Source organism: Oribacterium sp. P6A1 (assembly GCF_000702885.1).
Classification (GTDB): Bacteria; Bacillota; Clostridia; order Lachnospirales; family Lachnospiraceae; genus Oribacterium.
The window spans coordinates 20,407-41,962 of record NZ_JNKO01000024.1 but is presented as its reverse complement, the minus strand read 5'-3'; the positions used below and the strand labels follow the sequence as shown (position 1 = coordinate 41,962).

The window sequence follows — 21,556 nt, the reverse complement described above, 5'->3', positions numbered from 1 at the left end:
CATCATACCATACCCTGACTCACAAAAAACTTGCTAAAATTCTTTCTATATTATCCAGGCTCCATATATATCCGGAGGGCGTCGTTAATGATGTGATATATGCTGCAGATATCATCATTCCCACAGTCATCAGCAATTCATTTATCAATCCACGTGAAGAACACAGTTTTAAGCTGAAACTTTTCTTCATAGGCCATAGTAACTTTTCACCACGCTTGTTGAGAAGATCTATCACAAGATGTGAGGCAAATCCAATCGCAAAGTAAGGTGCTACTGTTGGAAATATCACTTCAACACAGGAAGTGAACAGAAAAAGTGCGAGAAATGAATGCATAAAGGATCTATGCGGCTGCTTCATACCAAAGATACATAGCCCGATAAATACTGAAAAACCAAAAAGTATACGATATACATTGCTGTCGCTTATAAGTCTGTAATAAATTCCAAGATGATAATGGCATTCTCCAAGAACTACTGCTACCAGAGCCAGGACACTGGACATTACTATCTTATCTGCTTCCTGATGTGCCTGCGAAGTTCCTGAATCTATATCACTGATAACACCTCCGATGGCAGCTGCTCCCATTCCAGGAACTAAAAGAGACTTCGTCTCCGGTCTTAATACAATAAGTGCTGTTGCAGCACCAACAAAAAAATGGGTCCGTCCAAGCATACTCGTGCCCTCCTTATGTTTATTCCCAGTTGCAATTACACGAAATACGCTCAAAGGTGCATATTTCAAACTTTTATCTTCAATTATTATACTCGTCCTTACTATATTTACAAGAACATTAGTTTTTACAAATTTTTTAATAACTTTATAAAGCGTCCCTTAAATGAGACGCTTTCGGAAAACTCTTATTTCCTTACTTACCTTCGCAACCCCTAAAACCTGTTGAAAGAAGTATGCGAAACCTTCCACTTGATAAGCTTTATGCCTACCCAGAATCCGTAAATTCCCAAAGTGATAATGGTCAGCAGAAGCCATTTTATCCAGTTTCCAAAAAGTCCAACTGCTGATCCTTCAAACTGTAATCTGCGACCATTGATAACAGTATGCTTGATTTCCCAATCATATACCATTGTATATGCCCACGGCAGACATATGCCACAGGTACATACCGTCACAAGACAGCCAAGGATTTTATATCCTATAAGCTGTAACAGTCCTCCATCAAAATATGATTCCATGCCTCTGCCTGAATCTGTATAGGTATGAGCCACTCTCCATTTCTTAAGCTTAATGCCTACCCAGAAACCATATATGCCACATGTGATTACCGTTAACAACAGCCACTTTATCCAGTTCCCGAACAGACCTACAGCTGTCCCATCAAAATGCAGCCTTTCTCCATTTATCACGGTATGCTTGGTCTCCCAGTCGTATACCATCGTATATGCCCACGGCAGACATATGCCTAATGTACACACCGTGACAAGTATTCCAAGGATTTCATATCCTATAAGCTGTAACAAACCACCGTCAAAATAAGATTCTCTCATGCGACCTCCAAGTTTATAGTTCCCACATATTCCATACTTCAGGCTTAAATCCAATGGTAAATTGCTTACCATTTACTACTATCGGAATCTAATTGTTTTATTTCCTCACCCTATATTCTATCTCAACATTATCGTCACTCCATTACTGAAATTTTCATGCATTTACAGTATCATCCAAATATGCGTTCAAGAACTCTGCCGCAAGGCTCCCGGGCTTAATGTTCTTTCTGGCATCTTCAAAGGAGAACCACTCAAAAGAATCTATTTCTTTATTTGGCGAAAGCTCACTGTCATCTTCAACGAATACCGTAAAATTACACATCAATGTATTTGATGGCTCAAAGAATTTAGTTCTGTTGAACCGAATCTTAGCTGCAGTCATCCCGGTTTCCTCTTTTAGTTCCCGGAGAGCAGCATGCTCTAACTGTTCGCCGCGATTAACATATCCCGCAACAAGAATAAAGAAATCCCGTCCGTACTGCTTGATGAGAAGTATCTTTTCATTCTTTTTGTTAATGACTATCATGCTCACGGCCACGTTGTACATAGGAAACCTGAACTCATTGCAGGCAGGGCAGAAAGGAATGATACCTTCTCCCTCCAGCTCCTTATCAATCAATTTTGTACCGCATATTTGACAATACTTATCGCTCATAGTCCGTCCCTCTACGAATATACTTGATATACCTAACTATAGACCATCCCAGCTCTTTTGCCCTTATAGCTGATATTTCCTTTAATTCAAATCTTTCCTCACGGCATGCACCTCTGGCACGGCTTATATCCTTCAGCTGTAATTTCATCCCGTGACTGATCAGAGTACTCTTTATTCTTCTCTTTCATATCCTTCACCGAATCACATCCTGGGAGATGAAACCTGTGGCTACTTGTGTTCTTCACATATTTATATGTGCCAGCCTCCGGTACCTGTGTTGCTGCCAATGTCTCATTCGGAACACCGGCACCTGCCCCAGTCACCTCCTGAGGCTTCAGTATCATCTCTCCCGGCGTGAAGTCATCGCACGGTGCCATATCATAACTTATATGTCGACCATCTGACCTGATTGTAATAGTCCCCTGTTTGTCCGTACGGAATAAATGAGTTCCTGCAGCCTTAAGTCGTGCCAATGCCTCAGCATGGGGATGCCCATAGTCATTACGGTCAGCACAGCTGATGACAGAGTACTCCGGAGTGACATACTTCAAAAACTCTTCGGATGATGAGTTGAAACTTCCATGATGACCCACCTTATATACATCAGAGTCAAGCTCATCACCATAGCGCCAGGCAATATCATTAAGTTCATTTTCTTCCGCATCCCCGACGAACATGAAACTTGTATCCCCACAGGTTACTCTCAGAATGATCGAGTTGTTGTTAGGATCTTCATAGCTGTTTATAGGTCCCAGAACTTTGACCGTGCAGGAACCAAGTGCCAATGTCTCGTCCGGCACAGGAGCTCGTGGTTTCAGATACTTATAATCAAGTGCATCCATAACGCCATGATATATTTCATTGTCCTTCGTGTAGTCCGGCATCAGAACATTATCAACAGGAACATTAGTGATCACCGAAGCAGCACCGCCTATATGATCGGCATCCGGGTGAGTAAGCACCAGATAATCAAGTTTTTCTATTCCCTGCTTCTTCAGAAAAAGCCGTATCGCTGTACCTGACTCGGGAGTACCGGTATCAATGAGCATCGCCTGACCACCGGATCTCAGAAGTGAAGCATCACCCTGCCCTACATCGATGAAATCAACTGTCAGCTCTGCTGAATCCCCCGACTGAGCTGCCAAAACAGTCAGAGCAAATGCAAGAACCGTTATAACAGCCAATAAAACAATCTTTATCTTACTCAACATTCTTCTAATCATCTGTCACCGATACACTCATCAAAGAACGGACATGTGAGGCAGCATTGCCCGCACTTTTTTTCAAGGATTCTCTTCCTCCGATGAATCCAGAAAACAAATCTTCTTCTCATAGTCCCAAAATTCATCTATAACACACCCCCCCTCGTATCCTGTATGCCATCTCCTATCAGGTACTTTCCTGATTGTTTCTTTGCTTCTGACTATACATTACACGATGAGGTGTCCTTTAAAAATACCTGCTTAAATCAGCATGTTATTACACAATTAATCATAAATATTCAGCTATTCTTAGTCTTTTTAAATAAATATTTACCCTTACCTTTGCCCTTAATACCATAAATCAGTTCCATATCCAACATTTTTTTAATTAATGTAGATGCAGGAGAGGCTGTGATGCCCAATATTTCCATAACATCCATCCTTCCAAAGTATTTTTCATAACCAAATTCAGTAAATAGTATTTCAATATGCTGCTTTGTTTTGGCAGACAATTCAATATGTAACCCTATATCCTGTTTTACTTCCTCAATGTCCTGTTTTACTTCCTCAATGTCCTGTTTTGGATTCTCAATGTCCTGTTTTATAGTATTCCATCTAACATGAAGATATCTGTTCTTTAATTCGTTTGACTCACCCATCAAGAGATTGCGTAAAAACAGTTCCAAATATTCTGTGGTCTCACGAATATCCTTCGTATAATCATTATAATTAGCTCTTACAAGTGCATTTCGGAAATACCATGAATTCTTTGCAAAAAGATCATTTGTCACATTAAACCCAAGAGATCTGAGATATTTGATAAAGAATACAGCTGTTGTCCTGGTGTTTCCTTCTCCAAAAGCATGAATCTGCCATAGCCTTGCTACAAACTTTGCAAGATGTGGAATCATTTCCGAAACCCCGTCTAATGGATATTCGTATTCTTTCTCCATTCGAAGGTCATAATCCAGCAATTCTCTGAGTTCCAAGGCATTTCCATAATGTACAGAAGCACCATCCAATACCCATTCTCGCTTAGATATGTTATAGTCCCTTATCTTTCCGGCGTGCGAAAAGATACCGGTAAATAATCTCTTATGTATTCCAATATATTGAGGCACAGAAAAAGTAAATGCATTTTCTGATAAAACTGCAGCAATCCTTCCTGTGACAGTATCTGCCTCTCTGGTTCTGTCAGAGTCTCTATCCAAAGACTCTTCATAATAAGTTTCAATAAGTTTATTTGCCTCTGAAAGTGTAATCTTCCCATCGATGTTATCTTTAGCTATTCCTTTCAGATGCTCAGAAGTTTCCAATCCGTCAACCGCCTGCAACCCCATAGCTGTATACCAGGCATACCCAAGCTCTTTTCTTGACGGTTCTGTATGTCTTAAATATTCTTCAAAAGGATCTTTTTTAATATCATCCATTTTTCTCTATCCTATCTCCCGATTCTGCTCAGTCTTTCAAACACTTCCTGATTCATACGGCAATCGTTCAAAGCTCTGTGCGCTCCTGCCGTGGAAATGTCAAAGTACTCCGCCATATCAGTTAACCTGTGATGTCTGAGCTTCGGAACCTTCCTTCTTGAATAGTACAGAGTATCTACATAATCATTTGCCAATGTCTCTCCATACAGTTCCCGGCACTCCCTATACAAGAACTTCATATCAAAAGACTGAATATTGTGCCCCACGAGTATACTGTCTCCGATGAATCCGAGAAAATCCGGCAGTACCTCATCAAATGTTCTTGCAGCCTTCACCATTTCATCTGCGATCCCGTTTTCCCGGCTTGCATAATAAGGAATCTTGCACTCAGGATTTACCAGTTCTGAGAATTCCTCAATTACCTTTCCGTTTTTTACTTTCACCGCCGAGATTTCAACTATCTTATCATTTTCACATGAAATCCCGGTGGTCTCAAGATCAAATAACACATAGTCCGGAACATACCCGTTAAGTCTTTTACCGCATCTATTTCCAAGCATAGCAACCTCTATTTTGCCTTTCTAAGACGATGTACCGTGTACTATTAATATTCTTTAACATTATTATATATCTTATTTAATAGAACACGGTACTAATGTGTGGGGGAACAAACCGAACCTTGCCCCGAACCTTCCTCGGTATCACTATACTGAAAATCTTTCATAATTCCTGCCTTCAGCATACGTGTGACCAACCGGATGATGTTCGGGTCTTTGATACGTGATTCTATGAATTTGACTATCCATTTGTGGTCAAGGTGGTCAAAGAACCCCTTTATGTCTGCATCGAGGACATAATTGGTATAGTTCGACTCAATCATAGTATTCAGTTTCCGAAGAGCCATGTGACAGCTCCGATTCGGTCTGAACCCCATCATTTCATCATAAAACATTGGTTCAAATACCGCTTCCAGTATCCGCCTCAATGCCTCTTGCACCAATTTATCTTCATAACAGTAGATACTCAGTGGTCTTGTTTTCCCATTATCTTTTGGGATTTCCACCCTTCTTGCCGGTTTTGGTTTGTACGACTTCCTTTTCAGCCGTTCCACCAAATCAACAAGGTTTGCATCCAGATTTCTACCGTAATCCTCTTTGGTTATCCCATCGATACCTACGGCTTTATCTCCGTCCATCATCATGTGGCAATCCCTTAGGAACTTGACATCAATCAAATGTTCGATGGATGTAAACACCATCTTAAGATTTTGCGCAGATAAATCCGCTATTCTCGCCAATTTCGTTTCCATTTGTTTTCTCTTCTTTCTTCCATCTCTGTGTATGGAGAAGCCTACCTCTGCGTGTAGCAAATGTTTCCTCTTTGATATTGTCTCGCAGGTCAGGGCTGTGAGGAACAGCCCACTCTCGACTTCCCTCCGGTATTTATGTGTTCATACCTTCATCGGTACTATTCGGACCTCCGACTACCTATAGACCATTTACCGTTCTCCCTTTTTGGTCGTTCGATATTCCATCCCTTCACACTAGGAACGGAGTCTATGGGTTCTCCCCTGTTGACACTCCATCTTTGTATTACATGAATAGCTCCTTCCGACACCGCCAAAGCATCTGCCATCTCGCCATAACGAAGGCAGATATATCGACTTCCGTACTGTCAACTACGTCGTCCTTTGGATTTATAGTCTTTCGGTGCTCAATCACTATCCCTGCAACCATGCTGTCTACGCTTCGTGTAGCACGTTACCATGCCTCACGCAAGACTCGCTTCCGATGCTGCGGCTTACAGCTTATCGGGCGGACGTTTGCAATCCGCTATATGAAGCGCCCTTAGCAGGGCGCACTGACAGGCACCTATGGTTTGAGTCATCAAATTGGAGTGAGCTTTGTCATGTCAGTAATATCGATGTCAAAATCAAAATCGTCCTCATGATGATTCAGGATATCTAAAATCGAGATATTCTTAGGCTCAAAAAACATCTGATCCCAGAATGACTTCGCATCGTCCAATGAGGTTTCTGTTTCAAAATCTGATATCTTTTTGTCCAGCGGCTCAACCGTATTAAATTCCGGAATATTTATTTTCTCACTAAAATTAAACATGGCACTTATTTCAAATACTTTTCTTTCCAAGCTTTTTGATATTTATAGTTACCCTGAGAAAAATCTGTGTAATCGTAATCGACGTGCATATCGCCCTTGTCTGTAACTGTCATGGTCATATTAGTCCATTCCTCTTTGGCTTTCGCACGCTCCTTGCATACAACCTTATCAATGTCCTGGAATGTCTTAAGAAGACTCTTTTCTGATACATCCTCCAAATCAAAACATTTAATGTACTTTCCTTCTATCTTTTCATAGAATGCAAATGAATAGGAACCTGCACCATATTCAAGATAAACTACCAGCTTAGACCATCCATCTACTAAATATTGACCAATCTCATCAAAGATTTTCTGATATACTTTTTCATTCATCGTGATACAACCTCGCTTTCATTTCTAAAGACCCTTACATTCTTATCGCCATCAACAGTATATGTAACCACATATGAATCTGGCCGCTTAGAGTCGCTCTCGTACATCGGCTCAACTTTCAAATTAACATCAGCTCCATCCTCTACCGCATCTCGTAAGCTCATTTCAAGGTTTTTATAATCCCCTTGATTCAACTTTTCATTCATTGGTACAAGGTTATCCAGCTTATCACTGCCGCCGAACTGATGCCCGATCAAGTGCCCTCTATCATCGCCTTCTTTGTAATCCTTATCAGCAAGATTGGTAAAAGCTTCCATATCACGTTCTTTCTTTTCCGGAACTTTAAGCTTACCTTCTGCAGAACTAATTCTTCCCTGAGCATCTGTTGTATATTTATAGCCGTTCACTTCATACTCAGTATTAGGAAGGAGCTCATTCCCTACTCGATAGAGTTTGCCATTGTCATCATGAAATTCCTGATCTTCTGGCGTACGTTCTTCAGTTTCACGGAACTTATTCTCCCAAAAATCCTTTGCTTCATTCACAGACATTGAAGTTTCTGGTTTTATCTCTTTGAAATTTTCGACATTAGGATTTTTTACTTCAGGAGTCTCGTTAGTTTTTATTTCACTCTTCATCAGAAAACTCCTCCGTTTGCCTTGTATACTTCTGTAAACTTGATAAATACATTATTATAAGCGGCATCCCTTAAAGTCTGCTCATAAAGAATCAGACCCAAAGCTAAATCAATTTGTTGTTTTGAATAATCCTTCGGTGAAGGATTAAGGCTCTCAACAACCTTTCTTGACCATTCCACGATGTCGTTGCACTGCTTAGCTTCAATGATTGCTTCCTGTGCTGACATAAAATCGAATATCAGCTTACGAAGCTTTTCTAAAGCATCCTCACCTTCATCTGTAAGGTAATCCATAAAGTCACGCTTTACATGAGTCTCAAGTTTAGATCTAATAATCCTACTCTTCAAAGCTCTAAGATCTGCCTTTTTCCCTTTTCTGTAAAGTTCCTTGTCCATAATGCAATCCAACAAAGACTTTTCAATATGTTCCTTGCTTGGCGCTTTGTCATCATCACTAGGAATATACTTATATGGTTCCTCTGGTACATTGAACAGATCCACCTTACAAAGCACCGGTTGAATCCATTCATTCTGATATACTGCAGCCACTCCGCAGGGAAGCTTAGCTATCTCAGTAATCTGATCCTCATTAAGATTTGCCGCTCTACCAACAAGCTCTCTATCTGCCTGATCTGGTAATCTGAGAATAATCTTAGTGTTAGTATTTCTGATTACAGACATATCCATAAGTCCAGGAGCCTGATCTGCAATGATAAAGCCTTCCCCATAAGTTCTCATCTCTGCGATAGCATTTGAAAGCATCTCTACACTCTTACCAAGGAGATTATTGCCCTCTGCAGACTGATCAGAAGATGTTCTTCTCAGAAGATTGTGAGCCTCTTCAAGAATAGTAAGGTGCTTAAGCTCTGAGTTCATACCTTCTGCATTAGACAAACGGTACTCCTGCAGCTTCAAGACCATCATTCCCATTATCAATGACTTTGTCTCACTTGAACCTACACGACTAAGGTCGACAATTACATTCTCATCAAACAACTTACTATCAGCAATTTCATCAGCAACAAATATCATACCGTTGATTCCATTGCAAAGTGACTCAAGTCTTGTGAGAAGGGATCCCTTATATGCCCCCTTGTTCTCCGCATCATATTCGCTACTATCAATCTTCTCTTTTACATTTCTTGCAACGTCTTCAAATGAAGGATATAAATCTTCTCCATATCTGTTAGTTGACTTAACCAAATCCCAGCCACTATCCACATAAGACTGCTCAATTGCACCCTTTAATACTGCTGGCATTGCTGCATACATAGGCCAACAAACATTGAATATTTCCACCAGCCTATCTAAATGCTCAAGCACATGAATATTCTTAGGGAAGCTGAATGGATTGATTCTAAGTAATGGACTAATTAGTGGATTAGTTCCATATACAGACACATCCTTTCTTCTACCAAAGACATTTTTATATTCACCTTTTGCAGGCTCCACTACTAAGAAATTAACGCCCTTCTTTCTTGCCTTCTCCAACATATGATGAACTGTATTACTCTTACCGGAGCCAGTAGAACCAGTAATAAAAGTATGAGAAGCCAGTGATTTTTTTGAAAGACTTACTGCATTCTTCTCCGGATGATTCATGTGGAAGATACTTCCAAGCTTAATTTCATCTTCTTTAGAATCCTGCTCATCATAAGTAATGACATTTCTTCCAAACTCCACGCACTCAATAACTGGTAATCCTGCAATTGATTTCTGAGGGAAGTTCAAAGAATAAGCAAGCTCTTTACCTGACAGACAGGTTGTAGCTGTAACAATTGGGGGATATACAATAAACTCTGTTTCCTCATCAACTTCTACCTGTACAACACCATCCTCTACCTTACCTACTGCTGCAGGGTTCAATCCGAATACTGGATGACGAAGCATCTTAATATAGTTGCTGATTTCCTTTGCCTGGCCTGCTTCATCATCAACGTTTCCGCGCCATGTATTGATTGCAGACTTTGACATATAAGACTCTTCACCAAGAGTTAATGCCAAATATGAATGTGCTACGTTGCTTGCAACATTAGCATCTTCGCTGAGGACATAAGCAGCAAAGTCCCACATACCAAGAGCTGTGCTCTGCTCATATCTCTTCATCTGCTCAGTCAAAAGTTCAAGGGCATGCTCTACGTTGTAATTGGTATAACTTTGAGTGATACCTTCGTTCTTTCCAAGCATTGCTGTTGTGGTAGATGATCTGGCAAAGTTCGCGCCAATATTTCCGCCAAAATTAACTGCCTTAGAAACACCAGAAGTCTTAGCCATAGCTGTCGTAACAGCTTTGCCAAGGGTATTTGCTACTGCTGTTCCTGTAGTTTTACCTATAGTCTTTCCAACAGTATTTGTAATTCCCCTTGTAACTGTATCAGCTGCTGATTTTCCAAGCTGGTCGGTGACAGTCTTGCCCCAGCCTTCGGAAATTGTATTTCCGGTTGAAGTCTGGGTAAAGGAACCATCAACCTTACCTGTTGATACATTAAACCCTTCATTAAATGATACTTGCCCGCCGACACCAAGTGGTGCTGCGGATACAGTTTGAGAAGAGCCCACCGAAACACCAGCATTAATAGATTTTGCTGTATTTGTACCCTCACCAACAGTCTCTGTAACTGCGCTTGATCCATTAGTCGAATTTGCTGTACTGCTGGAACTATTTGTCCCTTCCATGTGCGCCGAAGAATCTGACTCTGCACGTGAACTACTATCCTGTACACTATCATTCTCACTTGAGGTATTAGTTGTAGACTCATTCTGCGTTGTGCTGTCAGTATCAGTAATGGAGCTGTTTGTTCCATTCTGAATACCGGCACTTGCACCAACATTTACACCAACTGTCGCAGATGAACTAAGACTTTCATTCTCTGTACGCTGGAAACTTGTCTGCCATGAAGCGTAAGGCTTCAATCCAGAATAAAACTCACACAGCTTAAGTTTTCTGTCCTCTACATCCAATATAGGTGTAGCCAAAAGAATAATTGTATATTCCTTCTTGTTGGAATCCGGAATAATACCATCAATAAGCTTTTCAATAGTCTGGCTGATAAACTTCTCTGATTTCTCTGTTGGAATATTAGATGCCATAGCTACAGAATAATTCTTATCATCTCTAAAGCATGGAAGAACTCCTGCACCATCCTCATCTGCCCACTCAGCACCAGGGAAATTTCCGCGAATTGCTTCTACAATCTGATCTTTGTAATTATCTACCTCTGTACTACTTGCAGCATTCTTGCTATTTACAACAGCAAGATAAACATTAGTCTTGCTCTGCTTGCGATCAAATACTAAAGCAATATTACAGTCCTCATTTGACAGAACCGCATATACATTAACAAGTTTCTCCAGATTGTTTTCTTTCTTGTCTGTAACCCACTTTGTGATGTTGATGTATCTGATATTATGTCCATCATCAAAGCTCTTCCCATACTCTGCTTCATTTTGAAGAGGTAAATATAGATCTTTAATCTGCGGCAGATATGCATTAAATATCTCAACACTACTAGCAGCCATCAAACGTTCTGTCTGCTCTCTTGCAGTAGGATCATTTGGATTTGGCATCTCTAGCAAATACTTTTCACGTAGTAATTGGACATTTTCGACCTGTGCCGGACTCAGCACTGCCAAACCAGCAACCTTATCACCGGCTTTTCCTCCAATCTTTTTTACTACATTCTTGATACCCATCTACCTTCCCTCACTTTCTGTTACACTTCTTTCCAAGCCATTAAATCTATGATGTCATCGAGTGATGTCTGTATTGTCTTCTGATTATTCTCTAGTTCTGCAATACTATCAGATTCAATTCTGATAATCTCAGCTATACTCTTCAGCTCAGGATTAAGCTCTGTAAGGTTTGCCTCTATTACACCTAGCAAACGATCTTCCCAAATTTTGAATCTTTCAAAGCAGTTACTATTCATCTTTTGAGACATATTATGAACAATCTTACTGATTCTATCGTTATAACTTGCCGCCAATCTGTTAGTATTAAGCTTCTCAGAATCGCTTAAACGTAATCCAAACAATGCTCCTTTAAGGAACTTCTTCTTTACAAATACACTTTCTGCATCATCCTTGAAATCTACAGATGCATAATTCTTAATCATGTCTGTGATTTCATCGCGCTGCGAATCTGACAAAGCATCCGACTGTGCTATCTCTCTGATAAGAGCAGTCTTAAACTCAAGCTCCTTCTCTCTCCAATAGTTATCAAGGTGAAGATCCAACTTCTCCTGTGCATCATCCAGACTAACTGTATAACAATTGATAACGTACTTCATGATTTCATCAGAAGTCTGCTTATCAAGTTCTTTCTCTGTCTCATCCTTCTTTGTCTTGGATTCTTGAATCTCTTTGAAATCCTTTGCTGCATCATCAACCATCTTCTTGGCATTTTCCAAGAAATTCTTTCCAAAGAGCCCCTGGCTACTTTCCTTCAGATGCTCCCAGAACTTATCCTTTGACTCTTCGTATGCCAGCTCCCTCTTTTCAAAGTTATTCTCTGAGAAATGTTGGTTTCGCTTTTGTGCATCCATATTTGCTAGAACTTCTGCACTAAATCCATATGTAAGTTTCTGTGCTGCATAAGCCTTAACTTCTTCCTTTGAATGGAACTCGTACTCATCCTGCATATTCCTTGAATATTTAGCAATAGCTTCCTTTAGCTCCAAGGTTTTTGAATCAAGTTCCTGCGTGCTCTTATCACGGGCCATCTTCAAAGCATTTGTCTTGGCGTCGATACGTACATTGGTTTTCTGAATTACTGTACTTAAAAATGCACGCACCATCTGGCACTTATTGTATGCTGAATGTTTACTTCCGAAGTTCTCCATTTCCTTTTCTATGCAATATAATCCACTGTTCGCATAGATTAGGTTTTTACAAGCTTCAGAATAATCAATCGCATTCTGCTTGATTTGCTCAGGCATAATGTTGTACTTGTAAAGTGTCATATAATCTTCATCTTCAGGATCATTGTACATTTCCTGCTGCGCTCTATAGGTCTTTCTGTAGAACTTATCAATAAGCTGACCATTGTTTTTTCCGCCCAAGCCCATGATTGAAGAAACAAAGAAGATACCACTTGCATACATCTTTTCAACAGCTTTGTATTCAAGGATTTCCTTTACATGAGCATCTGAGAATCCACCTTCTTCAAGGTCCGAACCATCTGCTTTATTCAGAACAATCATGGTAAATCTCTTATCAAGAGCTTCTATAGCTAATACCTTGTCACAAAGACTGGCATTGTCTTCGCTATCAATAGACTCATACTGAGTAACCCAAATCGGAATACCATTTGAGAAGCCATCCATAGCCTCTGCCAATACCTTTGAATGATCTGCGTTAGAATTAGAGTTTGAACCAGGTGTATCAAAGATAACAAAGCTATTTGCCGACTCTCCCAGCACTCCTGTCCTCGCATAAGGTACATCAAGAGTAATGACATTACCAATTTCTATCTCATCCTTATCCTTCTTCTCATAGCTATTTATAAGATCAAGGGCAATTCTTACTATTGTGTAAAGATCCTTCGCTTCAGATTCATCAATTGCTTTCTGAATGCTTGAAAGCAAATCATTATCTGGATTTCCCTTTATAACACGATAATTAGAGCCTTCTACCGACAATTCAATTCTCTCATCATGAAAATCGAAAGCAATTTGAGCCCAATCTGGCTGTGTTGACCTACGAATCTCATATATCTTTGCTGTAACAGGATCACCACCACTAGGCAGAATCTCTGCACCAATGAGTGCATTTATAAAAGTGGATTTTCCAGCACTATAATTTCCAAACACACAAATCGGAATAACATCATCAAGTGCCTGAGAAACTTTATTTAGTCCCTTAACTACTGACTCATCATCCTTAACAATATTCTCGATAATCGGATTAACCTTCTCGAATATCTCCTTTATATCGCCCTTTATAAATCTGGCATTTTCAAGAATCGTATTCTCTCTGATTAGGTCAATTTTATCTTTTACATTTGGATGCTCGCATACAGTAGCAACCTCAGCGAACTCATCCTGAGTTCCTTCAAAGTGTAGCTCAACCTTTTCTCTACCTTTAACGTAATATTCTTTTATGATGATATTAATAATTTCCTTAATCTTGAACGGCAAAAATGATCGCTCAGAATCAGTCTCACGCAGCCTGCTCTTTTCATCAATCTGCTTTACATCAACCCACTGATTAGTAGCCTCATCAAAGCTTAGATAAGCTATTTCTCTTGTATATGGATTGCTCTTAATCTTGATCTTGTTCATTAAAAACCTCCAGTTCAGGCCTCTACCTTGATTTATATTCTACTCGCTCACGTGTCCCATAATATGTACACATGATCAATACTATTATTGCTATTATTTACTCTTATCTCTTATCAATCCGTTTTCAGACTCTGTAATTCTCTTATTACATTCTCCGCATCTTGTGAAATCGCACCACTTTCATAGGTTCGATAAAGCTGTCCAGGAAAATATTTCTCATAAATGTCTATCTTATTAAGCCAATCAGAATCATATTTCTCATTTCCCAACATTCCTACATGCTCCCAAAATGCCTTAGCATTATCTGGCATATAAACAGTAAAATCAGGATTGATGTACTTACCCGGTTCATACTCAAGCAGTTCTTCGTATTTGTACTCTATTCCAGACTTAGCTAGTAAATCGCAAATAATAACTTCTGATTTACTTCTTACATGATTTCCGTCAACTGTCCTATAAATACGATTTAGTTGGTACTTATCCATTCCCAAGTATCGAGCAATTTCCTGATGTAGTTGTTGTGAATTCTCATTATCTTCTAAAAGATATACAAAATAGTCCAACAAGCCATGCTTATACTTTCTCTTCTCATCTATATCTGAAAGCATGATATTCATTCGCTCTTCAGAAATATCTGTATCATCAACTTCAACCACAAGCCAACGTTCTAAAGGTTTACGTAGCTTGATTGTTTCATTTAGAACACCTTCATATATTTTTTCAGACAAGTACTGAGCTTCTAAATCATTTTTCTTTAGCGTCTTTACATATCCCTTTGCGGCAGTCGACTTATACCATTGTTCTATTTTAGGATCCTGAACATCATATATCTCGCTCAAGCCCGAAAAGCCTTTACATACGACGCTTATCAAACCTGCCTTCATGTAATAAGGTAAGCATTCTTGAATATCTTCGTTATCGAAATACGGCAGAACTCTTAGACCTGCCCTCTTGCCAATATTCTCATATGTCTTCCTTAGCTTTTCCTCTGTAGGAAATGATCCATCTATGTAATAAGTCCTCTTAACATCAATATTTTTATTTGAATAAAGAAGATATGCATTAGCACCGTTTCCATCTCGTGCTGCTCTACCAACCTCTTGGTAGTACTGTTCTGCAGATTCAGGAATCATGAAATGAATAACGACTCTTATATCCTTAATGTCTATACCCATCCCAAATGCATTAGTAGCAAAAAGCACATCAATTTCATTGTTTTTAAATTTCTCAATGATTTCCATGCGCTCCTTTGCTCCCATATCGCCGTGAAATTCTTCTGCGTTAAATCCTCTCTCAACAGCCTTTTCGCAAAGTCCTTCTACACTTCTCTCACCATATTTCCGGTACAGATACACAAGAGTCTTTTCCCCTTTATGCATCTTTAGTATTTCCCAGAATTTCTCTTCCTTCTCATCTTCTTTAATAAATTTCTTAACATGCAACTGAATCTCATTTCTCATGAGAATAGTTTCTTTAAGAATATTCTTTCTCGCAATTTTGAAGGCATCACAAATATCATTTAATTCCATAGGATTAAGTGTTGCTGTCAAAGCAAGTATTCTGCACCAGCTATCTGAACCAAATAATCTGTCCATAAAATCCGGAATTCTTTTATAAAATGGTCTGAAGCTCATTCCCCACTGGCTTACACAGTGGACCTCATCAATGACAAGCAGCTTAATATCGTCTTTTCGCTGCTTTAAACAGTATTCAAAATAGCCATCAGTAGCAATCTTCTCCGGACTAGCAAAAATAAAATCTGGTGTAATATTTCCCTTGGCAAGATCAGATAAAGTCCTCATCTGTTTCATAGCATCGATTCCACCATGAATGACAAGAACATCATATCCATGCTCTTTGATTTTCTGAGCCTGTTCCTCTATTAAAGCGGTCAATGGTGATACAACAATCGCCATACCTCCCATTTCTATAGCAGACATCCAATATGCCACAGACTTTCCTCCTCCTGTTGGCATTATGCAAAGAGTATTATCTTGTTCTACGACATTTGTAATAACATTCTTCTGAAGCTCTCTAAGAGTGAAATCGAATTGTGGAAATTTCTCTTTAAAATCTTTTTCAAGATTAAGCAAAACCCATACCTCCATCTCTTATTTGTGCTTTTAAGAATGAAATCTCATCATCATGTTCATTGGCTACATAATCCAAGAATGCATCAACAATTACATATCTATATTCCGGATCTATATATGCCCCCATCTCATTTGCCTTATCACGCAAATACTTATAAATATCAAATGCATAGTACGCAAATAATTGATATGGATAGAAATAATTCTGCTGGGTAATGCTCTTAGAGACATCTATCATAAGAAACTCTGAATCAGTCTTACATCCGAAGCTTTCTTTTCCAGATAAATACCATAAAGCCCATAAAGCATTTCTACTTCTATTTGGGAATAATCCAGGATGCACCTTAAACAGCATATGCGTTTTTATTCCACCACCAATAACGCCATAATACGTATATTCGTCTGTATCCAACAATTCCATACCAAGATCGCTATAAGTTTCTACTTCTTCATATGAATCTGGATTATAATTATCTGCATAATCGTTCCCAAACATACATAAATTGGTAACTACCTGCAGCAATCCATCTGCATCGGCGCGATTAAATGAACCTCTATATTTTTCTAATTCTTTTGCTTTTTTATTATTTAGCGTTTTTCTTATGATAGGACATTCATTACGTAAAACCTTAGACTTGAACACATCTGCATCTTCGTCATAATCTTCTAATAACTCTTGATCAAATATTTTCTCGTAGTCTTCTCTATCTTTCTCAAAATCATCTATTGCTTCTTTGATAATTGAAATATAATTTCCAGAAATAGCCTTCTTATTTTTTGCCTTTGCAGGATCAACCCCAAATTTCTTCTGAAGCATTTCAAAATCCGCCATTGAAACTTTACTTCCTGCTCCCGTTTCAATAAATCTCTCGAAATACTCGTCTATGTTATTTCTTATTACTGCTATAACCTTCTCTACATGGGCATCTTCATAACACACATCCTCAACACCCGTGTTATCCATCCTTGTAAACATAGAACCCCGCCTTTCATACTAATTACAAATCTTTTAGTTTTGTTCCGTTTTCATCTTTCCAATCCACTTTTCCATTAGACGTATGGCCCATAACTACTGCTGATGCAGCTGATGGAGCATTAAACTCATAGTCACGTTGAAAGACACGATTTACTATTGTTCCATCATTTTCCAATTGCTGTCTTAACCTAAAATACGATTTTCCTCTTGTCTCAAAAGATGGTACTGTTCCCTCTGAAACCCTAGATCCTTTCAGCACAGTTAATCCTCCAGCACTTATAAAACCTTTTGCTTCTGCACCAGAGCCCTTGCAAAAAAGATACTTCGTATCATCTGCGGCCTGTGGAATTGCCGAAAGTACATTATATCCGAGTGTAGCTATAAGAATCTTTATATTATCAGTAAATTCTTCCATTGAAGCAATCTGGGATTCCTTCAACACAGTTTTACTATATGTATTCTTAGTAAGAACTTTATAGCGCCCACATTCACGAGCAATTTTTACCAAACGATCCTCAAGGTAACGTATTAGAGCCTTGTTAAGAGCACTACCTACAAATGCTACCGCAGTATTCCAGTAATAATCCTCTTTATCTGATTGAAAATCTCTTAAATGTTGCTTCAACCTATCAAGAACATTTTCCGCCTCTCCTATATAAACAGAATCTTCGCCATCCTCCTCTTTGCAGAAAAGGAAGTAGATCCCTACTCCCTTTATATCTTCCCTGTCACAAGCAGATACCTCTGTTCTCGGAATCTTAATTGCCTTACCATTCCAATTTGATAATTCTGCAGTTATTAAACTATCCGCATGACCATTTACAAGGAATAATTCGATAGATTTACCATACATTATTTATACCTCTCACTGTGTATACTTATTTCTCGAAGCTTTTAGTATCTGCAAATCATTAGATACACTTCCCCATCTGTCGCGAATTTTCTTGCTTCTATTCTCTACTGAAAATCCCAATTCATATAAAATATAATATTCCAAAATCTGAAAAAGTACGTTCTTGTATATATTGAGCTCATCGATTGTAAGAATCTTATATTTGTTTTTTATATTCTCATCGTAATGGATATAATAATTCCTTGTGCGTGCAATAACTGCTGGGAAATCATCCTGTTTTATATCTCCTGTATCAAAATAAATATTCCCTTCAGCGTATAACAAATCTGCCAAACGACTCTCAAGTGTAACGAATTTGTTACTGTTCGCCATCAAAGTTTTTTCTACATACTCTGCATTTGTAGAAGATAACCCTTGTTTTAATGCTGTTATCCTTTGCTTAAATACTTTCATATCATTTGTAACAAATCTTGAATGATACGTCTCTAATGCTTGTACTACGTTAAGAAATGTTCTTGTACCTGTTTTCCTTTTAAATAGAACAATTCTATGTATAAATCAATTACTGGTTCTAATTTTTCATGTTTATTCAAATAAGTAGCAACGGAATTGTTCTCTATTAAATCAGATAGCGTTATCCAGTTAAAACGTCTTGCCTGCTCAATGTTTTCCTCTTCAATTGCTTTAATGCTTTTGCCATAAATATCTATTTGTCGTTCGAATGATTTATCGCCATAATCGTCCCTAATATTATTTGAAAAAGCATATATCTTTTCGACTCTGACCGTCCTTAGCAAAGCTATCTCAAATAGCCTTTTCAACTTATCAAACACTTCCACAAACTCTTTGAAGCTTTTTTCTCTTGAAAATATAATCTCAATTATTCCGTGCTGTTTTAAGCATATCTCCTCTTTTAGGAGTTCATAATCAACGCAAGGTAAAAATGAGCCGACCACTTTATAATAGATCGAATAATCTTCCCCTTCATATATTATTTTTGAAACCGGCTCCTGTTTTGCCTTTAATTCGTAATTCTCGCCAATACTATAAATGGATTCTTCACCCCATTCCACAATATCCGCAAGAACAAAATCCACCTTAGAAAAAGACTGTCCTTCTGTTGACGTATTGTTAATACCGCTCAACAAGTACTCTGCATAATATGTATAAACTGTCACTCCGGTAGAGATATTGTCATTCATGCCTCCCCTGTTAAGTTCCAATAGGGTAAATTCATAACCAGAATCCAACTTACCACTTAGTTTCTCAATTTCCAGTGGAACTTCTAAGAAATCACCAATTCCATGCTCTGAATGATGTTTAATTTGTAAAACTATTTCACCACCTTCTTCGGTGTAATATAATGAGCATTTATATTCTTTATTTGAATAATAAACTATGCCACTTCCTCTAAATGGTATTTGCATTCTCCACTCCTAACATTTACTCAAGCAGGAAATATCTCATCCAGTATCTTCATAAACTGCTGTAATTCTTCTTCACTTTTTGGCATTACTGGAATATCAAATTCGTCCATGAGTCCTGCTTTTCTAAGTTCTTTCCACTTTTCCAAATCTGTAGTTACCCAAATATTTGTATTGTCAAATAATACATTGGTTTTTATGCAATCATCCTGCAACCGCTGTATGGATTCTTCCATACATATCCCCATTCTAATTAATGTTGCATAATCAGATCTTCTTTCTTCCGGTATATCTCTTAGATCCTCTGTGTCTGAAAATACCTTTTTTACTGTTCCCTCTTCTGGATATATATTTAAACTATTTCTGAGCGGAAACTTCCTACTAAAAATCTCATCTTCTTTTTCTTTAGTTATTCCTTTTGCAAGGCGATATAGCCCACTATCGAAAGCCACAAAATCCACAGTCAATTGTTCTGGTAAAAAATCCTTGCATAATGATTTCACCGCTAATAGCTGCTTCTTCATGTCTTCTGCTATTTCTTCTAAAGTCTCATATTGCTTAGCATGATATTTTTCATCTTTATGAGCGGAGTTTTTATCTCTCTCGTAATAGATTCTATCGATGATTTCATCTTGGCATATTGCCTTTTTGTCTTTTGGAAAGGACTTATCTAATACCACACAGATATTTATATAAAATTTTCTTCTTGTCTCATTAACCTTTTCACGGATATCTATCATGGAAACTGCTTCAGCATTTTCTGCTAGGTAAAGCATAGTATCAACGCACTTTTTTGCATCTATGAAATATCTTGCTAACTCCCAGTTATTCATAATCAAGTTCACCTATCGGAAATTTATTGTTACACACATAAACGATAATTTAGCGGCTTAATCCGCTATTGATGCCTGACCATTCATCAATAATGGTAACAACCAGTCCCTTAACGAGGTGAGCGTATTATTTTCTTGATTGTTAGCCTCTATAGCGAATAAATATTGGTTAAGCTCTTCAAGGTAGCCCTTTTTATTTGGAATTACTATGGAAATATTCTCTACATCTCCTTTAGTAATGAACTTTACAATAGATCCATTTGAACTAGCTTTGAATTTTTGTATGCTTTGAGATGCTGCAAAATAAATTGCTCCATAATATATAGGGGCATTTGGAATTAATACATAAGTTCGCTGATAAGCATTAAATTCACCTGTATAGTGTTTGACATTAAAGTCGCCATTTCCAGCAATTAGAACAGCATGATCTTCAAAAGCTGGCGTATCACAACACAACGCATCAGAAGAACATGTAAAGAAAGGATATATTCCATTTTCTGTCGAAAAATTTGCATCTTCTTTTCCTGTTGTTATTGTCAAGAGCTCATGAACACTTTTTCTTATCCAACCAGCAGGAAGACCGTCATTTAATTGATTAAACCAATAATTATATTTTGTTTCTGCTGACTTGTATAAATTATCGTTTATCTCATTATTAACCCTTATTCTTTCATCAATGGTCCATAACAAGTCAGCGATCTTTTTTTGATCATCCAGCCCAGGTATTTCAACCTCTACATCGTATATTCTTTCTGGGGAAGTATGTTTAACTTTAGTTCCTGATGAGGTAAGTTCTAATTGATTCCGCACAGACTTTGTCATAAAAAGGTAATATGCGAACATCTTTGTAATTTTGCCTTCATCACATGTAATAAGACCAATTCTCTGATTGTGGAGATATCTATCATCTTTTGGAACAATCGCAGTACTTCCAAGAAGACCTGCAACTTGTTCTGTCATAGCTACAACCAAATCGCCTTTTTTGCATAAATACTCAGATGGATATTCGCCAGAATAAAAACGCTCCTTTCCATCATTGTATTTAAATCCGCCTTTCTCATAAAAGTTTCCTGGCGTGAGTATACTCTGCTCTCCCTCGTCACAAAAGTATTCTCCTTTAAAAGCCCATCCATGTTTTACGGTAAGCAGCTCTCCCATTTTATATTTTTGCATAT

General features: G+C 38.3%; 19 protein-coding genes. All 19 read right to left on the bottom strand.

All coding sequences use genetic code 11. The features are described 5' to 3' along the window. Positions 1-19: 19 nt before the first annotated feature. Positions 20-673: a metal-dependent hydrolase gene (locus T515_RS12880; protein ID WP_036611908.1), complete on the bottom strand. Its 654-nt coding sequence runs from the start codon at positions 671-673 to the stop codon at positions 20-22. A 212-nt stretch (positions 674-885) separates the two neighbouring features. Beyond that, positions 886-1,503 carry a DUF898 family protein gene (locus tag T515_RS18330; protein WP_330372675.1) on the bottom strand — a complete coding sequence of 206 codons (618 nt, stop codon included), beginning with the start codon at positions 1,501-1,503 and terminating at the stop codon, positions 886-888. Positions 1,504-1,657: 154 nt separating this feature from the next. Then, positions 1,658-2,158, bottom strand: coding sequence for an NAD(+) diphosphatase (locus tag T515_RS12865; RefSeq protein WP_036611906.1), 501 nt, complete (start codon positions 2,156-2,158; stop codon positions 1,658-1,660). Positions 2,159-2,256: 98 nt separating this feature from the next. After that, on the bottom strand, positions 2,257-3,381 hold the full coding sequence (locus tag T515_RS12860; protein WP_036611904.1) for a ComEC/Rec2 family competence protein: 1,125 nt from the start codon (positions 3,379-3,381) through the stop codon (positions 2,257-2,259). A gap of 278 nt (positions 3,382-3,659) precedes the next feature. Then, positions 3,660-4,790: a Fic family protein gene (locus T515_RS12855; protein WP_330372674.1), complete on the bottom strand. Its 1,131-nt coding sequence runs from the start codon at positions 4,788-4,790 to the stop codon at positions 3,660-3,662. 11 nt (positions 4,791-4,801) lie between these two features. Further along, positions 4,802-5,350 (bottom strand): 3'-5' exonuclease, encoded by a 549-nt coding sequence (locus tag T515_RS12850; protein ID WP_051671717.1) that lies wholly within the window; start codon positions 5,348-5,350, stop codon positions 4,802-4,804. A gap of 92 nt (positions 5,351-5,442) precedes the next feature. Then, the gene (locus T515_RS12845) at positions 5,443-6,159 is read right to left on the bottom strand and encodes a reverse transcriptase domain-containing protein (protein ID WP_242839380.1); all 717 of its coding nucleotides are present in this window, start codon (positions 6,157-6,159) and stop codon (positions 5,443-5,445) included. Between the two features lie 517 nt (positions 6,160-6,676). Beyond that, positions 6,677-6,910 carry a hypothetical protein gene (locus T515_RS12840; protein ID WP_036611901.1) on the bottom strand — a complete coding sequence of 78 codons (234 nt, stop codon included), beginning with the start codon at positions 6,908-6,910 and terminating at the stop codon, positions 6,677-6,679. Positions 6,911-6,915: 5 nt separating this feature from the next. Beyond that, positions 6,916-7,284, bottom strand: coding sequence for an immunity protein YezG family protein (locus T515_RS12835; protein WP_036611898.1), 369 nt, complete (start codon positions 7,282-7,284; stop codon positions 6,916-6,918). Continuing rightward, on the bottom strand, positions 7,281-7,922 hold the full coding sequence (locus T515_RS12830) for a DNA/RNA non-specific endonuclease (RefSeq protein WP_051671716.1): 642 nt from the start codon (positions 7,920-7,922) through the stop codon (positions 7,281-7,283). The genes T515_RS12835 and T515_RS12830 overlap by 4 nt, the downstream gene beginning before the upstream one ends. Continuing rightward, entirely contained in the window at positions 7,922-11,614 is a 3,693-nt protein-coding gene (locus tag T515_RS12825; protein WP_036611897.1) for a helicase HerA domain-containing protein, read from the bottom strand. Before T515_RS12825 ends, T515_RS12830 begins: the two co-directional genes overlap by 1 nt. A gap of 20 nt (positions 11,615-11,634) precedes the next feature. Further along, the gene (locus T515_RS12820; RefSeq protein ID WP_036611895.1) at positions 11,635-14,202 is read right to left on the bottom strand and encodes a dynamin family protein; all 2,568 of its coding nucleotides are present in this window, start codon (positions 14,200-14,202) and stop codon (positions 11,635-11,637) included. 113 nt (positions 14,203-14,315) lie between these two features. Further along, on the bottom strand, positions 14,316-16,295 hold the full coding sequence (locus tag T515_RS12815) for a RecQ family ATP-dependent DNA helicase (protein ID WP_242839379.1): 1,980 nt from the start codon (positions 16,293-16,295) through the stop codon (positions 14,316-14,318). Further along, positions 16,288-17,271 carry a hypothetical protein gene (locus T515_RS12810; protein ID WP_051671715.1) on the bottom strand — a complete coding sequence of 328 codons (984 nt, stop codon included), beginning with the start codon at positions 17,269-17,271 and terminating at the stop codon, positions 16,288-16,290. The genes T515_RS12815 and T515_RS12810 overlap by 8 nt, the downstream gene beginning before the upstream one ends. A 22-nt stretch (positions 17,272-17,293) precedes the next feature. Further along, positions 17,294-18,124: a GIY-YIG nuclease family protein gene (locus T515_RS12805; RefSeq protein WP_197026451.1), complete on the bottom strand. Its 831-nt coding sequence runs from the start codon at positions 18,122-18,124 to the stop codon at positions 17,294-17,296. Positions 18,125-18,136: 12 nt separating this feature from the next. Continuing rightward, positions 18,137-18,577 (bottom strand): HEPN domain-containing protein, encoded by a 441-nt coding sequence (locus T515_RS18325; protein WP_036611887.1) that lies wholly within the window; start codon positions 18,575-18,577, stop codon positions 18,137-18,139. A gap of 44 nt (positions 18,578-18,621) precedes the next feature. After that, a complete protein-coding gene (locus tag T515_RS12795) occupies positions 18,622-19,551 on the bottom strand; it encodes a hypothetical protein (protein WP_036611884.1) in 930 nt (309 codons plus the stop codon). A 20-nt stretch (positions 19,552-19,571) separates the two neighbouring features. Further along, a complete protein-coding gene (locus tag T515_RS12790; protein WP_036611882.1) occupies positions 19,572-20,381 on the bottom strand; it encodes a hypothetical protein in 810 nt (269 codons plus the stop codon). A 57-nt stretch (positions 20,382-20,438) separates the two neighbouring features. Continuing rightward, on the bottom strand, positions 20,439-21,554 hold the full coding sequence (locus tag T515_RS12785; RefSeq protein ID WP_197026450.1) for a restriction endonuclease subunit S: 1,116 nt from the start codon (positions 21,552-21,554) through the stop codon (positions 20,439-20,441). Positions 21,555-21,556 lie beyond the last annotated feature (2 nt).

Bases quoted from the DNA above. Each gene is read 5' to 3' on its own strand.
- T515_RS12880 (WP_036611908.1), bottom strand. From the start codon at position 673: ATGCTTGGACGGACCCATTTTTTTGTTGGTGCTGCAACAGCACTTATT.
- T515_RS18330 (WP_330372675.1), bottom strand. From the start codon at position 1,503: ATGAGAGAATCTTATTTTGACGGTGGTTTGTTACAGCTTATAGGATAT.
- T515_RS12865 (WP_036611906.1), bottom strand. From the start codon at position 2,158: ATGAGCGATAAGTATTGTCAAATATGCGGTACAAAATTGATTGATAAG.
- T515_RS12860 (WP_036611904.1), bottom strand. From the start codon at position 3,381: ATGATTAGAAGAATGTTGAGTAAGATAAAGATTGTTTTATTGGCTGTT.
- T515_RS12855 (WP_330372674.1), bottom strand. From the start codon at position 4,790: ATGGATGATATTAAAAAAGATCCTTTTGAAGAATATTTAAGACATACA.
- T515_RS12850 (WP_051671717.1), bottom strand. From the start codon at position 5,350: ATGCTTGGAAATAGATGCGGTAAAAGACTTAACGGGTATGTTCCGGAC.
- T515_RS12840 (WP_036611901.1), bottom strand. From the start codon at position 6,910: ATGTTTAATTTTAGTGAGAAAATAAATATTCCGGAATTTAATACGGTT.
- T515_RS12835 (WP_036611898.1), bottom strand. From the start codon at position 7,284: ATGAATGAAAAAGTATATCAGAAAATCTTTGATGAGATTGGTCAATAT.
- T515_RS12830 (WP_051671716.1), bottom strand. From the start codon at position 7,922: ATGAAGAGTGAAATAAAAACTAACGAGACTCCTGAAGTAAAAAATCCT.
- T515_RS12825 (WP_036611897.1), bottom strand. From the start codon at position 11,614: ATGGGTATCAAGAATGTAGTAAAAAAGATTGGAGGAAAAGCCGGTGAT.
- T515_RS12820 (WP_036611895.1), bottom strand. From the start codon at position 14,202: ATGAACAAGATCAAGATTAAGAGCAATCCATATACAAGAGAAATAGCT.
- T515_RS12810 (WP_051671715.1), bottom strand. From the start codon at position 17,271: ATGTTTACAAGGATGGATAACACGGGTGTTGAGGATGTGTGTTATGAA.
- T515_RS12805 (WP_197026451.1), bottom strand. From the start codon at position 18,124: ATGTATGGTAAATCTATCGAATTATTCCTTGTAAATGGTCATGCGGAT.
- T515_RS18325 (WP_036611887.1), bottom strand. From the start codon at position 18,577: ATGAAAGTATTTAAGCAAAGGATAACAGCATTAAAACAAGGGTTATCT.
- T515_RS12795 (WP_036611884.1), bottom strand. From the start codon at position 19,551: ATGCAAATACCATTTAGAGGAAGTGGCATAGTTTATTATTCAAATAAA.
- T515_RS12790 (WP_036611882.1), bottom strand. From the start codon at position 20,381: ATGAATAACTGGGAGTTAGCAAGATATTTCATAGATGCAAAAAAGTGC.
- T515_RS12785 (WP_197026450.1), bottom strand. From the start codon at position 21,554: ATGCAAAAATATAAAATGGGAGAGCTGCTTACCGTAAAACATGGATGG.